This window comes from Bacillus sp. FSL R9-9834 (genome assembly GCF_038006905.1).
GTDB classification, from domain to species: domain Bacteria; phylum Bacillota; class Bacilli; order Bacillales; family Bacillaceae_G; genus Bacillus_A; species Bacillus_A pacificus.
Map to the genome: position 1 here is coordinate 2,481,101 of NZ_JBBOWD010000001.1, position 14,155 is coordinate 2,495,255.

15 protein-coding genes, 1 pseudogene and 1 other annotated feature are annotated in these 14,155 nt (G+C 31.9%); of the genes and pseudogenes, 12 read left to right on the forward strand and 4 right to left on the reverse strand.

Going from position 1 to position 14,155, the window contains the following annotated elements; translation table 11 throughout:
* Positions 1-35: 35 nt before the first annotated feature.
* The 3 genes from MKY00_RS12790 (at position 36) to MKY00_RS12800 (ending at position 2,153) form a co-directional block, all read left to right on the forward strand.
* Entirely contained in the window at positions 36-1,415 is a 1,380-nt protein-coding gene (locus MKY00_RS12790) for an aminotransferase-like domain-containing protein (protein WP_016717555.1), read from the forward strand.
* Between the two features lie 10 nt (positions 1,416-1,425).
* Entirely contained in the window at positions 1,426-1,773 is a 348-nt protein-coding gene (locus tag MKY00_RS12795; protein WP_016717556.1) for a hypothetical protein, read from the forward strand.
* Between the two features lie 176 nt (positions 1,774-1,949).
* On the forward strand, positions 1,950-2,153 hold the full coding sequence (locus MKY00_RS12800; RefSeq protein ID WP_016717557.1) for a hypothetical protein: 204 nt from the start codon (positions 1,950-1,952) through the stop codon (positions 2,151-2,153).
* 27 nt (positions 2,154-2,180) lie between these two features.
* Here the strand turns inward: MKY00_RS12800 and MKY00_RS12805 are convergent, their stop codons facing one another.
* Positions 2,181-2,423 carry a hypothetical protein gene (locus tag MKY00_RS12805; protein ID WP_016717558.1) on the reverse strand — a complete coding sequence of 81 codons (243 nt, stop codon included), beginning with the start codon at positions 2,421-2,423 and terminating at the stop codon, positions 2,181-2,183.
* A gap of 443 nt (positions 2,424-2,866) precedes the next feature.
* On the opposite strand from MKY00_RS12805, the gene MKY00_RS12810 reads away from it, so the two are divergent.
* The 4 genes from MKY00_RS12810 (at position 2,867) to MKY00_RS12825 (ending at position 6,378) form a co-directional block, all read left to right on the forward strand.
* Positions 2,867-3,034 carry a hypothetical protein gene (locus tag MKY00_RS12810; RefSeq protein ID WP_016717559.1) on the forward strand — a complete coding sequence of 56 codons (168 nt, stop codon included), beginning with the start codon at positions 2,867-2,869 and terminating at the stop codon, positions 3,032-3,034.
* Positions 3,035-3,246: 212 nt separating this feature from the next.
* The gene (locus tag MKY00_RS12815) at positions 3,247-3,744 is read left to right on the forward strand and encodes a DUF421 domain-containing protein (RefSeq protein ID WP_016717560.1); all 498 of its coding nucleotides are present in this window, start codon (positions 3,247-3,249) and stop codon (positions 3,742-3,744) included.
* Positions 3,745-3,989: 245 nt separating this feature from the next.
* Entirely contained in the window at positions 3,990-4,619 is a 630-nt protein-coding gene (locus MKY00_RS12820) for a class I SAM-dependent methyltransferase (RefSeq protein ID WP_016717561.1), read from the forward strand.
* 280 nt (positions 4,620-4,899) lie between these two features.
* A complete protein-coding gene (locus MKY00_RS12825) occupies positions 4,900-6,378 on the forward strand; it encodes a UDP-N-acetylmuramoyl-L-alanyl-D-glutamate--2,6-diaminopimelate ligase (RefSeq protein ID WP_016717562.1) in 1,479 nt (492 codons plus the stop codon).
* Between the two features lie 151 nt (positions 6,379-6,529).
* Here MKY00_RS12825 and MKY00_RS12830 read toward each other — a convergent pair whose 3' ends face one another.
* Both MKY00_RS12830 and MKY00_RS12835 read right to left on the reverse strand, forming a co-directional pair.
* Positions 6,530-7,231 (reverse strand): class I SAM-dependent methyltransferase, encoded by a 702-nt coding sequence (locus MKY00_RS12830; protein ID WP_016717563.1) that lies wholly within the window; start codon positions 7,229-7,231, stop codon positions 6,530-6,532.
* Entirely contained in the window at positions 7,228-8,130 is a 903-nt protein-coding gene (locus tag MKY00_RS12835; RefSeq protein WP_341035015.1) for an SMP-30/gluconolactonase/LRE family protein, read from the reverse strand. The genes MKY00_RS12830 and MKY00_RS12835 overlap by 4 nt, the downstream gene beginning before the upstream one ends.
* A gap of 141 nt (positions 8,131-8,271) precedes the next feature.
* Between MKY00_RS12835 and MKY00_RS12840 the strand changes: the two genes are divergently transcribed.
* Positions 8,272-8,439 (forward strand): DUF2197 domain-containing protein, encoded by a 168-nt coding sequence (locus MKY00_RS12840; RefSeq protein ID WP_016717565.1) that lies wholly within the window; start codon positions 8,272-8,274, stop codon positions 8,437-8,439.
* 76 nt (positions 8,440-8,515) lie between these two features.
* Positions 8,516-8,771, forward strand: a binding site (T-box leader).
* An 83-nt stretch (positions 8,772-8,854) separates the two neighbouring features.
* Positions 8,855-10,409 (forward strand): annotated as a pseudogene (gene lysS / locus MKY00_RS12845) (lysine--tRNA ligase).
* 56 nt (positions 10,410-10,465) lie between these two features.
* Here lysS and MKY00_RS12850 read toward each other — a convergent pair.
* Positions 10,466-10,894 (reverse strand): cell wall hydrolase, encoded by a 429-nt coding sequence (locus MKY00_RS12850; RefSeq protein WP_016717568.1) that lies wholly within the window; start codon positions 10,892-10,894, stop codon positions 10,466-10,468.
* A gap of 155 nt (positions 10,895-11,049) precedes the next feature.
* Between MKY00_RS12850 and MKY00_RS12855 the strand changes: the two genes are divergently transcribed.
* From MKY00_RS12855 to MKY00_RS12865, 3 genes are all read left to right on the forward strand, one after another.
* Positions 11,050-11,964, forward strand: a complete 915-nt coding sequence (locus MKY00_RS12855) for an acetamidase/formamidase family protein (protein ID WP_016717569.1) — start codon at positions 11,050-11,052, stop codon at positions 11,962-11,964.
* A 126-nt stretch (positions 11,965-12,090) separates the two neighbouring features.
* Positions 12,091-12,798: a response regulator transcription factor gene (locus tag MKY00_RS12860; protein WP_016717570.1), complete on the forward strand. Its 708-nt coding sequence runs from the start codon at positions 12,091-12,093 to the stop codon at positions 12,796-12,798.
* Positions 12,795-13,778, forward strand: a complete 984-nt coding sequence (locus tag MKY00_RS12865; RefSeq protein ID WP_002080538.1) for a sensor histidine kinase — start codon at positions 12,795-12,797, stop codon at positions 13,776-13,778. The genes MKY00_RS12860 and MKY00_RS12865 overlap by 4 nt, the downstream gene beginning before the upstream one ends.
* The last annotated feature ends 377 nt before the right edge of the window (positions 13,779-14,155 follow it).

The window sequence follows — 14,155 nt, forward strand, 5'->3', positions numbered from 1 at the left end:
GTAATTAAATATAAAATTGCTGAAGGAGGTGTAAAATGTATAAGTATTTACGTATTTTTAATGATATAGAAAACATGATTCAACATGGAGAAATAAAAGAAGGAAAGAAATTACCGTCTATACGATCGCTTGTTACGCAATATGAATGTAATAAGGCGACAGTTATACGTGCACTTCATGAATTAGAAAAGCGTCACATTATATATTCTATCCCTCAAAGTGGATACTACGTTGTTCAAAAGTCAGGGAGTTTTGTAGAAAATGACGGGATAATTGATTTTGCTTCCTCAGCACCAGATCCAGATGTTTTCCCATATTTAGATTTTCAGCATTGTATGAATAAGGCAATTGATACTTATAAAAATGATTTGTTCGTATACGGAACACCGAAAGGGTTACCATCTTTAATTCCAGTCATTCAAAAACAGTTGGCAAATTATCAAGTGTTCACGAAAGAAGACAATATTTTTATAACATCAGGTGTGCAGCAGGCACTTGCAATATTAACTTCTATACCATTTCCAAATGAAAATGAAACAATATTAGTTGAACAGCCAACGTATCATTTATATATAGAATATCTAGAAATAAATAAAGTCCCTGTAATCGGTATTCAACGTACGATTGAAGGTATTGATTTAAATGAATTGGAGCGTATTTTTCGAACTGGTAAAATAAAATTCTTTTATACAATACCAAGATATCATCATCCGCTTGGAACTTCTTATTCTAAAGGTGAGAAAGAAAAAATCGTGCTATTGGCTAAGAAATATAATGTATTTATAGTAGAAGATGATTATTTAGCAGATTTAGAAACAGATTCAAAAGCCGATCCGTTATATAGCTTGGATCATGGTAATCATGTTATATATTTAAAAAGTTATTCGAAGATTATTTTTCCTGGTTTACGGGTTGGAGTTGCGGTCATTCCACCGTCTATTGCAAATGATTTCTATACATACAAAAAGATACTAGATATTGATAGTCCCATGATATCTCAAGCTGCTTTAGAAATTTATATAAAGAGTGGTATGTTTGAACGTCATAAAAATAAAATTAAATCTTCCTACTATAATAGATCAATAAAATTAGCGGAAACATTAAAAAAAGTGCAAAATGAAAATCCATCATTATTTGCATATAATAGACAAAACACATTGGGAATACACACTTGTTTAAAAATACAAAAAAACATAGCTATAGAAACATTCATAAAAACATTAAGAGAAAATCAAATAAGTATCGATTCAGCTGATAGAAATTATTTAACTGATTTTCATAAAGAAAAGTTGCTAAAGTTAAACGTATCGAATGTAAAAGAAGATAAAATTGAAGAAGGTATTCGTAAAGTAATTGAGAAAATCAAACAATCAGGACAGTTGAATTTTCAGTTTAGAAAAAATAATTTGAATTAGGAGGTTTATTGTGAGACGCAAAATAATTCTCTTGTTTGTGTGTATCGCTATTATAATTGGAGCTGTCGTTCTAATTAATTATTATAGAAAAGATGATCAATGTATCGCGATTGGTAAGTATTCAAGAGGCATTATCGTAGATCAAAATAACGAACCTATATCTAATGTAAAAATTTATGAAGATTCAATTGAAAGTAAGGAACGCAGTGTTTCAAATATAGAAGGTAAATTTGAAATACCACATGGTGTTTGTGGCGAGATTGTATTACAATTAGTTACTCCAAATGGAGAAATCTATACAAGGAAATATGATAGTAATCATATACCGGCAGTGATAGAACTGAGTTATAAAAAGTAAGAGAACTGTCATAAAATCATTACGGGGAAAATATGTTAAATTAATATTTTTTAGAGCACTCAATAGCTGAATGCTCTTTTTATTTTGGATATAAGTAATTTAAATGGAAATAAACTACCAATAAATGTTAACCTTAAAGTGTAGTGTTTATTTTGAATAGGAGGCTGATAGAGTCTATGGCAGTACGTATAATTGATGATTTACAACAATTATCATTGTTACTTATGTTTTTAAGTACATTTATATTTTACAGGTACTTAAAGAAGGTTAAACGAGAGAGGAAATTGACTGGTTTTGAATGGACAATGTATTTTGTCACTCAATTTGCGACATTAATTTGGGCAATGACTTATTTTATTAAACACTTAGCTGAATCGTAATTTCTATTCACTCAATCTAGTTTACTGTTATCTATTAGGGATATAAATATAGTCTGTATCTAAATCAATAACAACATCGCTCAAGAGGTCTTCTTGTAATAACTTTGGGATTCGTTCATAGTGGTACCGCATACAAAATAAAATTAGAAGCTCTTTATTAGATATTTCTTCATTTTTAACATTTAAATACATTATCATTAACTCTTTAAGAGAACAATTAAGGCCAAAAACATACTCATTAATTCCATATCCATCAAATTCAATTATCATATTATCACTGTTGGGTGCTAGCCAACGTTATAGCTTAAATTTTAGATGAATTTATTATACATTGTTTGAAATGTAGTGAGAATATATTTTTATAAAATGTGAGGGTTATAAATGGAACAAAATAAATTAGTTTTAGAAGGACCACACTTGAACAATGTTTTGAGGAATTAAGTCAAGGAATAATTACCTCTTTAAAAGTATTTGTCTCATATGAATAATGAACAAAATGACCAGGTACTTGTCACATAGCCCACATATGTTTAGACACTAATATGATAGCAGAGCGCGGAGTAACATGTACGGGGATTCTTTAATAGGTACAACGGGTTGTGAAAACAGAGAATGGTTTTTGCTCTTTCATTATGTACAAATAGTATATTATCTTTCTCAATGTACATATTAAGTAAAATGTTTCATATCATGTACATAAAAGGTGGGGTAATATGGATGAAAAAAAGGAAAATGAAGAATTGATTAAATTTAAGAAACAATGGTTTAATGAAGATAATCAACCAGTGGCTGGAATAGAGTTAGCTTTACCGCCTGATATAGGCAGCATGTTAGACTCCAAATCAGTTGATGATGAAAGTGAAGAAAGTAATAATGAATAAGTTTAATCTATATGCATCCATTCGGGTGCTTTTTCTTTTTTTGACAATGGAAGATGGACCATCAAATCCTTATTGAAAAAGGTTGGTCAAAATAAATTCTTTTTCAGTATATGTAAGTTTGATTTTTACAAAAAAGTTTAATTAAAATACATTTAGAATGCTATATGAAATGGGAATGCTAGTAACATTCACCATTAAAGGATTGGGCTATTATGAATATGATTTTTGAAAGCATTATTTTAATTCTGACTGGGATTATTGCATTAAAAATGACAGGTAGTAAATCTGTTAGCCAAATGACAAGAGCTGAAATTATTATAGTAGTATCAATTGCACGTATTATTGTGGAGCCTGTATTAAGTAGGAAAGTAGGCCCATCTATATTTGCAGCTGTAATATTTGCAGCCGTCCTTCTTATCATTCATTTCTTTGAATTGAAATCAAAGAAGATGGAACAATTCCTAAATGGCAGTAGCATTATAGTAGTAGAAAATGGAGAGATTGTAAAAGAGAATTTGATGAAGGCGAAAATGTCGGAACAACAACTATATATGCAATTAAGAGAAAAAGGAATTCATGATCTGAAGAGCTTACAGCAAGTTACAGCTGAGCCGAATGGGCGGATTGGTTACCAATTAATAGAGAAAGCTCAACCGATAACTTTAGAAATGTTAGAAAAAGTAATAGATCAGTACAATATAAAAAGATAATTTATCTTAAGAAAAACCAATACTACAACGGAAGTATTGGTTTTTCTATTTTTTTACATATTAATATAGGGGAAATAATAAGCCAATCTTAAAATTAGATATAGGCTTATTATTATGCTATATTCAATGAACCTATAGTGAATGTGGTAAAAAAATTAATTTGGCATAGGTAGCCACAGCACTAAAATTTATAAGTTTTTAATGTGATACTAAAAATAGGATTAGAACAAGGAGATAGAAACATAATGGAATTTTGGGAATCAAGTTTTATTGAGAAACAAACGATGTGGGGTTTTGAACCTACAGAATCTGCAATTTTGGCAAAAGATTTTTTTCTAGAAAAGAACGTTAAGGACATATTAGTTCCGGGTATTGGTTATGGAAGAAACGCGAAGGTATTTATCGAAAATAGTATAAATGTAACAGGTATTGAAATTTCGAAAACAGCGATCGATTTAGCAAGAGAAAACGGACTAGAAGATGTTAGTATCTATCACGGTTCGGTAAACGAAATGCCTTTTGATAATAAACTGTATGATGGGATATTTAGTCATGCACTTCTTCATTTGTTGAATGAACAGGAAAGAGAGAAATTTATTGAAGATTGTTATAATCAGTTAAAACCAGACGGATATATGGTTTTTACAACTGTTTCTAAAAAAGCTCCCATGTACGGAAAAGGAAAACAGTTGGATAAAGATTATTATGAGATAATGGAAGGTGTAAAAATGTTCTTCTATGATTCGGAATCTATAAAAAAAGATTTTAATCAATATGGATTAGTACAAGTTTCGGAAATTGATGAACCAAATAAGAACATGGCAAATAAACCTTCAATCAACTTTTTAACGATAAAATGTAAGAAAGAACTATAACTAAAAGTTATTAAGAATGATTAAATATGTTTATATATTAATTATGCACAAATAAAGAGGACAAGCATATAATAGAAATACCTTTTAACTTTAAGTAACCTTAACTTTCGTTAATAGGGTATCTCAAAATCCCCAAAAGAGCACTTGCGGAAACAAGTGCTCTTTTATTTTTTGTTTATTTAAGATGAATAAATTTCGTTAAATCAATATGGGGTTTTAAGCCATTATTTTATATAAAGTGGTAAAATAAATAGGGGGAATATTTAAGGGGGCGGAACATTTGAAACTAAAAGAGCTGGCGAATTTGTTATTGATTAAAGAAACTATTGGCAATATGGATGTAGAAATTACGGGGTTAGAAATGGATTCTAGAAAGATAACTGATGGAGATCTATTTATATGTGTATCAGGTATCGATGGTTTTCTTGAAGATCGACATCAATTTGTTGAAGATGCAGTGAAGAATGGTGCTGTAGCCCTAATTGTAGAAAGGGATGTAAATATTGAGATACCTAAAATAATTGTTAAAGATGCTAGATATGCTATGGCAGTTATTGCGTCACACTTCTATGGTTATCCATCTAATAAAATGAAGCTAATTGGAATTACAGGTACAAATGGGAAAACAACTACTTCCTATTTACTTGAAAAAATTTTAAGTGATTATGGATATCACACGGGGCTCATGGGGAATAACGGAGTAAAAGTTGATTCAAAATGGTATCCTACTGATATTAATACGCAAGAACCTCCAACACTTCAACGGAATTTGCAAATGATGAAAAATCAAAATGCAGATTATTGTGTTATGGAAGTTACGTCACAAGGTTTACATATGGAAAGAGTGAAAGGGTGTAACTTTAAAATAGCTGTTTTTACAAATTTAACGCAAGATCATTTGGATTATCATGGAACATTTCATGAATATAAGCATGTAAAAGGTCTTCTTTTTTCAAGATTAGGAAATGATTTATCTACTACGGATAAAAAAATAGCTGTTTTGAATGCAGACGATCCATCGGTAGAATACTTTAAAAAAATTACTTCAGCTGAGGTTATCACATATGGAATACATAATGGAGCAGATGTTCAAGCGAAGAACATAACTTTAAGCCCAAAAGGAATTCGTTTTTTAGTTTCGTCCTTTAATGGAGAAATAGAGGTTAGCCTTAATCTTGTAGGTCGTTTTAATGTTTATAATGCATTAGCAGCAATAACAGTTGCAATGGTTGAAGGTATTCCGCTTACAAACATTTGTGATAGCTTATCTAACTTAAAGAGTATTGAAGGTAGAATGGAAATCATAGATGAAAATCAAGATTTTCTTGTAATAGTGGACTATGCTCATACACCGGATGCGTTAGAAAATGTTCTCTCTATAATTAGCGAGTTTTCAAAAGGTAAAGTTATTACTGTTTTCGGTTGTGGTGGAGATAGAGACACAAAAAAACGATCTATAATGGGCGGAATTGCTGGAAGTTATAGTGATTTTGTTTTTATTACTTCTGACAATCCGCGTTCGGAAGATCCGCAGGCAATAATGAAAGATATTGAAAAAGGATTTTCGCAAAATAATAATTTGAATTATAAAGTAGAAGTAGATCGTGAACTTGCAATAACTCACGCAATAAACATGGCATCTTCTAATGATATCGTTTTGATTGCAGGGAAAGGGCATGAAACGTATCAAATTTTAAAAGATTCAACTATTCATTTTGATGATAAAGAAAAAGCTCGACAAGCAATTATTAACAAATGAATTTAATTAATAGCTTAATAGTATTTCTAATAAAAATAATGTTTTAGATAAAGCTAAAACTAATAACGAAGCAATTTTTTGAAGAATTGATCATTGAAAGGTAAGGGTGTTTCTCTAAATATATGAGGGGAAAACCTTACCTTTTATAGTTTTATTTCTGAAAAATAAATGTTATAGCATTTGTTTTTAATTGAATATGCCTTTCATCGCGAACAATATCATAGACTAATTCTTTTATTTCAACTTTAATTTCTTTCCATTCCTTATAAATACTTTTTAATAGATATATCATATCTTCAGTAGGAAGGTTAATTTCAATTAAAGCATCTAATTCTTCATTTGTATGTAAGTCAATTTCTTGTATGTTCGAGTTAATAATTAAACAATTAATACCGCCGTTTGTTGTACCTTTTTTCATAGAATGGAGCACGTGTTTTAAATCTTCTTCTGACTCAACATGCTCTAAACTGGATACTGCAACGATATAATCATAAGTATTAGGTTGAATGTAGTAGTTTTCAATTGCTGCTTGTTCTGTTTTAATATTATTAATTACACCATATTCTTTACTATAAGTTTGTAATTTTGTTAAAGCAGAATCAAGTAAATCCACACATGTAACAGTACCACTAGTATTTTGAATCTTTTGGGCAATTGGAATACTATTTCTTCCAACGCCAGAGCCGAGATCAAGTACTTGCAAGTTGTTTTTTCCTTCAAAATAATCCATCAAATCCATAACTGTTTTAACTGGTTTGTAAAGCCAAGAGCCAGTTTCAAATAGTTTGTATTGTTCATAGCAAAGGTCATGATATTTCTTTTCTTCTTGTCTTATGTAATCGAGACGATTCATATTGTTTCAGCTCCAATATTATTATTGCGAAATGAATGGGTAGGACAACCTTTTATATTTGTTTGAATTCGAAAAATACCACCAGCATGTGGATATTCTTTTAATTCGTTATTTGTCATTCTTGTTCTGGCTGTTGTAACATATAGGTCTGTTAAATTAGGTCCTCCAAATGTACACGAGGTTACATATAGCGCTGGAATTGGGATGCTTAATATTCGTTCTCCAGTTGAAGGATTCCATCTCGTAATCTTTGAACCTCCCCAATGAGCAATCCATAAACAACCTTCCTCGTCAATTGTCATACCATCAGGTAGACCGTCATTTTCGGGGAAAATGATTACATCATTTGGATTACGAATTTTTCCAGTACAAATATTATAATGAAAACGAACTACTTTTTTAGTAGGTGTATCAATATAGTAAAGGTATGTATAATCAGGTGACCAAGCGATGCCATTTGATGTATTTACATGTGAAACTTTTTTCTCTACCTTTAAACTATTATTTAAACAATACAAGGAACCTACAGCATTAATACCGTATGTATCTGTAGTACCTGCCCAAAAACGTCCTGCTGGATCGCATTTTCCATCGTTAAAACGATTATCAAATAAATGTGGTTCAGGGTCAAAAATATGTGTCAGTTTTTCTGTTTTTATATTAATAGAATAAAAGCCATTTTCCATAGCTAGGAGTAGTACGTCATCTAAATATGGAACAACACAGCCAATTTGTTGATTGAGAGCAATTACTCGGTTTGTATTAGCGGTAGGGCTAAATATGCATAATTGTTTCTCCACAATATCAACCCAGTATAAAAGCTGCTTTTTTTCATCCCAACATGGTCCTTCAGCTAAACTTGCTTTCGCATCTAAAATTAATTCTATATTACTGTCCAAGATGTCCACCTCGCTTTATAAGATATTTATATAATTCGATAAGAATAGAGGTAAACCTTTTAATCAGAAGATATTAAGATTTGTACTATGGAAAAGTAATTTTCTCGAGCGATTAAAAAATGTATAAACATGGAGAGGAAAATGCATATGATGTTTTATGAAATTATTTGCTTTTCTTGTAAAAATATATTTCGTGTGTATGAAGGTAGTGAAAAATATAAGCGATTTAAAGAGAAACCAAAAGGGTTATATTGTTGTGATGAGTGTAGCCACAAAATTCAATTAGAAGCGATAAAGAATTTTTTTTAGATAATTATACTGTTTTATTTCGGAAAAGTTTGACAATAGAGTCGTTTTAAATTATCATATGAAAAAACTAATATTTAAAATGGCATGGAAGAGAAGAGTAGTTAAGAAAGAATACATACAGAGAGCTCTGGTAGCTGAGAAAGAGCGGTATACATCTTAACGAAAAAAGACTTGGAGCTGCGCAAGGAACTAATTTATTTAGGGATGGTGCGACGGGTTCTCCCGTTATAGAGATAGGGTATAAGCTATTTTGCCGTACCTGAAGAGGTTAGTATGGCGACATATTAACAAACTGAGGTGGTACCGCGAAGCTAATAACTCTCGTCCTCAAGATGAATAATCTTGGGGGTGGGAGTTTTTTTATTGCAAAAAAATGAAAATGTGAGAACAAAAATATAATTGAGGTGAGTAGTATATGCATTGGGCGTATGAAGTAGCAAATGAATTAATTAGAAAACATCCAAACAAAGAAACTTTTATTTGCGCATCTGGGATTAGTCCATCAGGTTCTGTTCATATTGGAAACTTTCGTGAAATCGTAACGACTTATTTTGTTGTAAGGGCACTTCAAGATTTAGGGAAAAAAGCGCGTTTTATATTTTCATGGGATGATTACGACAGGTTTAGAAAAGTTCCTAAAAATATTGATCCATCTTTTATAAAGTATATCGGTATGCCATACTGTAATATACCAGATCCGTATGGATGTCATAATTCATATGCTGATCATTTTGAAAAAGAGTTTGAGGAATCTCTTCAAGCATTTGGAATTGAAGTAGAATTTATTTATCAACATGATGAATACAGGAGCGGAAGGTATAACAAAAGCATATTAGAGGCTTTGTATAAAAGAAAAGAAATATATGGTATTTTAATGGATTATAAAACTGGGGAATGTAGTGAAGAAGAGCGAGAGAGCTTCTATCCAGTTACGTTATATTGCGAGAAATGCGGGAGAGATACAACAGCGATTACGCATTTTGATGAAGTATTAAAAACAGTTCGGTATGAATGTGAATGTGGAAATCAAAATGAATTATCTATACTAAATACAAATAATATGAAATTGAATTGGAAAATCGATTGGCCGATGAGATGGATGATAGAGGATGTTGTTTTTGAACCGGGCGGAAGAGATCATTCATCAGAAACGGGTAGTTATAATGTATCAAAAGAAATTGCGAGAAAAATATTCAATCGTGAAGCGCCCCATTACGTTGCTTACGATTTCATTGGTATTAAAGGGAATCATGAAAAAATGTCTAGTTCCTCAGGGAATAGTATTACACCTAGCGAGTTGCTAAAAGTGTATTTGCCCGAAGTGATTCTATTTATGTTTGCAAAATATAGGCCAGACGCAGCTTTTCATATCGGTCTTGATGAAGATGTGATTCGCAATTATACAGAGTATGAACGATCAAAAGATCGTTATAAAAATAAAACGCTCAAAAATGAAGATTTATTTGATGCAATTAAACTTTCTAGAGTAGATAGCGAATTGAAAGAATATCCGAAATTTAATCAAGTAGCAGGAACGTTACCGTTATTAAATTTTGATTCATCTATTTTACAAGGTATATTAGACAAAATAGATAGGAATTATGCATTAGAGGATATGGTAGCGATAAGTAAACGTGCAGAGTATTGGGTTAGAAACTTTCAATCTGAAAAATTAATGGCGGTAAATCAAGAGAGAAATATAGAGTTTTACAACACATTAGATGAAAGACAGAAAGAATGGTTAGTAGAAGTCTGCAACATACTTCGTTCTAACAAAGATTACTCTAACTTAATGGAACAATTGTACGCGCTTTGTCATCATGAAAATAAAAAAATAATGAAAGAAAATCAAAAACAATTATTTATTATTATATATAAGCTCATTATGAATCAGTCCAGTGGCCCCTCGAATACCGTTATTAATACATGTTGTAGGAGTTGAAAAGTTCATCACATTATTAGATTTTTAAAAAGCTCAAAGAAATGCAAGTACTTAAAGGGCTAAGTACTTGCATTTCAAATTCTATTACCGTGAATACATTTTCGGACATTCGTCACCACTAGGTTCATAAAAACAATGACTTTTAAACTGTCCTACAAATGGCTGGTTATACCATTGGGGTGGACAAGATCCAACTGGACGGAAATACCAAAGAGCCCATCGTGCAGGCCAGCGCCATTCACCTTGTAAAACTTTTCGTGCGATTTCTTTTTCTGACTCACGAGCACGTTGATAAAAATATCCGTATTGCACTGCTTCGAATCCACCAGGGCTTTGATATACAGCGTCACGTACAGAACGAAGTTGTTTAAAATCTAAGCAATCACAAAATACACGATTTACTACTACACAGCCAACAAGTTGTTCACCTTGTCGACCGTCGCCTTCAGCTTCAGCACGCATTAAACGAGCTAGTAAATCAACATCGCTTTCGTTATATGGAATAAGGGGCATAGTGATACCACCTTTCTTTACCTGTTATAGTAAAGAGTGTATGTATGAAAATAAGCTAAGTGCTTTTCTATATGTAAATTCATTAATTATTAAAAGGAGCTTTTATGAAAAAAGCTAATTATTAATTGTAGACTAATATAAAGAGGAGAGATAATATGCATCGAATTCAGAAAGACCATATCATTTACGCAATGTCACCAGAAAATCAACCATGTATGGAAGTAGAAATTGGGAGTCGCCTTATATTTGAAACATATGATTGCTTTGAAAATCAAATTAATTCTGAAGATGTTGTGTTTCAAGAATTAGATTGGAACCGGATTAATCCAGCGACTGGTCCGGTATATATTAATGGTGCAGAACCTGGGGATATATTAGTTGTTACGATTGAAAAGATAAAAATTGCAGAGCAAGGTGTTTTAACTACAGGGGTGAATCTTGGCGTAATGGGTGAAGAGCTACATGAAAATACAGTGAAAATCGTCTCAATACATAATGAACATGTTCTGTTTTCAAATGAACTACAAATCCCGATTAATCCAATGATCGGTGTAATTGGAACAGCGCCGAAAGAAGCGAGCATTTCATGTGGCACACCACATGATCACGGCGGGAATATGGACTGTAAAGAGATAAAAGAAGGGACAACATTATTATTACCTGTAAATGTTCCTGGTGCTCTATTAGCATTAGGTGATTTACACGCAGCGATGGGTGATGGTGAAATTGGTGTTAGTGGAGTAGAGGTTGCTGGTGAGGTAACCGTAACAGTCCAAATTATAAGAGGGAAAAAATGGCCATTACCAATGGCTATTCAAAAAGAAAAAGTAATGACGATTGCTTCAGAAAAATTGCTAGATGATGCAGCGAATCGTGCTGTACGTAATATGGTGACATTTTTACATGAAGAATTAGAAATGTCTAAAGCTGATGCAATACTTTTATTATCAGCTGCCGGCAATTTAAAAGTTTGTCAAGTGGTTGACCCGTTGAAGACTGCTCGAATGGAATTAGGGATGAATTATGTGGAGAAATTGGGGTTTACTATGAATGAATTCCATATTAAATAAGAAATGATAGAAGAAGGATGATTTTGTATAAAAGTATCTTTTTTGATTTACGGATTATATAAAAAAAGGTAGTATTTATTTTATATAATTGAATATAAGATTGTGGGTCGAAAAAGGAGTAAACACATGGTTAAAATTATGATTGTAGAAGACGATATGAAAATTGCAGAACTATTATCAACACACGTTGCGAAATATGGGTATGAAGGAATTATTGTATCGGATTTTCATAATGTATTAAATATTTTTTTAGAAGAACAACCAGAGTTAGTTTTATTAGATATTAATTTACCGAGTTTTGATGGGTACTATTGGTGTCGTCAAATTCGCGGAGTTTCTACATGTCCGATATTATTTATTTCAGCTCGTGAAGGTACGATGGATCAAGTCATGGCGCTAGAAAACGGTGGCGATGATTTCATTTCAAAGCCATTCCATTACGAAGTTGTAATGGCTAAAATTCGAAGTCATTTAAGGCGTGCTTACGGAGATTATGCACCGAAAGTAGAAGAACGGATGGTTGAGCAACAGGGTCTTTGTTTATATCCTGAAAGGCTTGTATTGAAGCTTAAGAATCAAGAAATTGATATAACGAGAAATGAAGCTATTTTATTAGAAATGTTAATGAAAAATTATCCGCGTGTTGTGAGTAGAGAAGTGTTATTAAATAAATTATGGGATAGCGAATCCTATGTTGATGATAATACATTAAGTGTAAATACGACACGTGTTAGAAAAAAGTTAAAAACGTTACATATTGAGAATGCGATTGAAACAATTCGTAGTGTTGGATATAGATTGCATATTACTTGGGATACTGGTATGGAAAAATGATAAGGCTGTTTATACGTGATCATATACCACTTATTTGCTTTACAGCGATCCAACTACTAGCCATATTCCTCGTATATTGGTTTGATGGACATAACCGTATTGCGACGGCATTGTATGCAATGTTTTTAGGTGCCTTTTTTATGGTAGGCTATTTACTATTTCGTTACTATACACATCGTTCTTTTTATGAACGTTTAGCAAACCCGATGCAATCTTTAGATGAATCGGTTCAAAAATCTGATTTTGCAGCTATATCTGCTGCTCTTCAAGACTTGCTTGAAGTACAATATCGCCATTATCAAAATCAACTCCAGATACAAGAGAGAAAAAATAATGATCATTTAACTTTTATGAATCAGTGGATTCATCAAATGAAAACACCTTTATCTGTAATAGAATTAATTACACAGGATGAAGTGGATCCACGTTTTGAAAGTATAAATGAGGAAACAGATAGGCTGAAAAAGGGGCTAGAGATGGCACTGTATGTCGCACGTTTAGAAGCATTTACACAAGATTTTTATGTGGAAAGAGTACAATTACATAAAATAGTGAATGATTCTGTGCATGAACATAAACGCTTCTTTATCCGGAATTTTGTATATCCAGAGCTTAAAATTGATAAGGACATTACAGTAGAAAGTGATGCGAAATGGTTACAATTTTTAATTGGACAAATACTATCAAATGCGATTAAATATTCATCTGGTAGCCGAGAGAAGATTAAAGTGAAAGCTTGTAAGGAAGGTAATAATGTTATACTTGAAATTGCTGATAACGGTGTAGGCATACCGAAGCAAGATTTACCAAGAGTGTTTAAACCTTTCTTTACAGGAGAAAATGGTAGAGATTTTAAAGAATCAACTGGAATGGGGCTATATCTCGTATATGAAATTACGAAGCAATTAGGGCATAGTGTAGAAATCCATTCAGAAGTTGGTAAAGGTACGGTTGTACGAATTAAATTTTATAATGTATAAATAAGTGATCTAGGCTAAAGAACTTTGGAAATAAGTTTTTTAGCCTTATTTTATCTCGTTTTAATGGGGGGCGGATTGCTCATTAAAGTCCGATTGATGAGGGATAATAATTAGTGGGTGATAAAGAAAACCCCCACTGGTTAAAGTTTACCTTTACGGCGATTATATGGAATGGTAAAAGGTCATCTTAGTATACATAATGCCACGCTAATAAATACGATTGTTAAATTAGAAGTATTTAATAAAAGTTGATGAATAGTTTTTGTAAGAAAAAAGCTATCCCTTTGAAAGAGATAGCTTCATGAATCCAGCCTATGAATAAGTGTATCAACATTAATAAGTATAATGATCAAATTCGTGATATATTTTGTGGACTA

What these genes read in the sequence shown, in the direction of transcription:
- MKY00_RS12790 (WP_016717555.1), top strand. Translation starts at nt 36, where the DNA reads ATGTATAAGTATTTACGTATTTTTAATGATATAGAAAACATGATTCAA.
- MKY00_RS12800 (WP_016717557.1), top strand. Translation starts at nt 1,950, where the DNA reads ATGGCAGTACGTATAATTGATGATTTACAACAATTATCATTGTTACTT.
- MKY00_RS12805 (WP_016717558.1), bottom strand. Translation starts at nt 2,423, where the DNA reads ATGATAATTGAATTTGATGGATATGGAATTAATGAGTATGTTTTTGGC.
- MKY00_RS12810 (WP_016717559.1), top strand. Translation starts at nt 2,867, where the DNA reads ATGGATGAAAAAAAGGAAAATGAAGAATTGATTAAATTTAAGAAACAA.
- MKY00_RS12815 (WP_016717560.1), top strand. Translation starts at nt 3,247, where the DNA reads ATGAATATGATTTTTGAAAGCATTATTTTAATTCTGACTGGGATTATT.
- MKY00_RS12820 (WP_016717561.1), top strand. Translation starts at nt 3,990, where the DNA reads ATGGAATTTTGGGAATCAAGTTTTATTGAGAAACAAACGATGTGGGGT.
- MKY00_RS12830 (WP_016717563.1), bottom strand. Translation starts at nt 7,231, where the DNA reads ATGAATCGTCTCGATTACATAAGACAAGAAGAAAAGAAATATCATGAC.
- MKY00_RS12840 (WP_016717565.1), top strand. Translation starts at nt 8,272, where the DNA reads ATGCATATGATGTTTTATGAAATTATTTGCTTTTCTTGTAAAAATATA.
- MKY00_RS12850 (WP_016717568.1), bottom strand. Translation starts at nt 10,894, where the DNA reads ATGCCCCTTATTCCATATAACGAAAGCGATGTTGATTTACTAGCTCGT.
- MKY00_RS12855 (WP_016717569.1), top strand. Translation starts at nt 11,050, where the DNA reads ATGCATCGAATTCAGAAAGACCATATCATTTACGCAATGTCACCAGAA.
- MKY00_RS12860 (WP_016717570.1), top strand. Translation starts at nt 12,091, where the DNA reads ATGGTTAAAATTATGATTGTAGAAGACGATATGAAAATTGCAGAACTA.
- MKY00_RS12865 (WP_002080538.1), top strand. Translation starts at nt 12,795, where the DNA reads ATGATAAGGCTGTTTATACGTGATCATATACCACTTATTTGCTTTACA.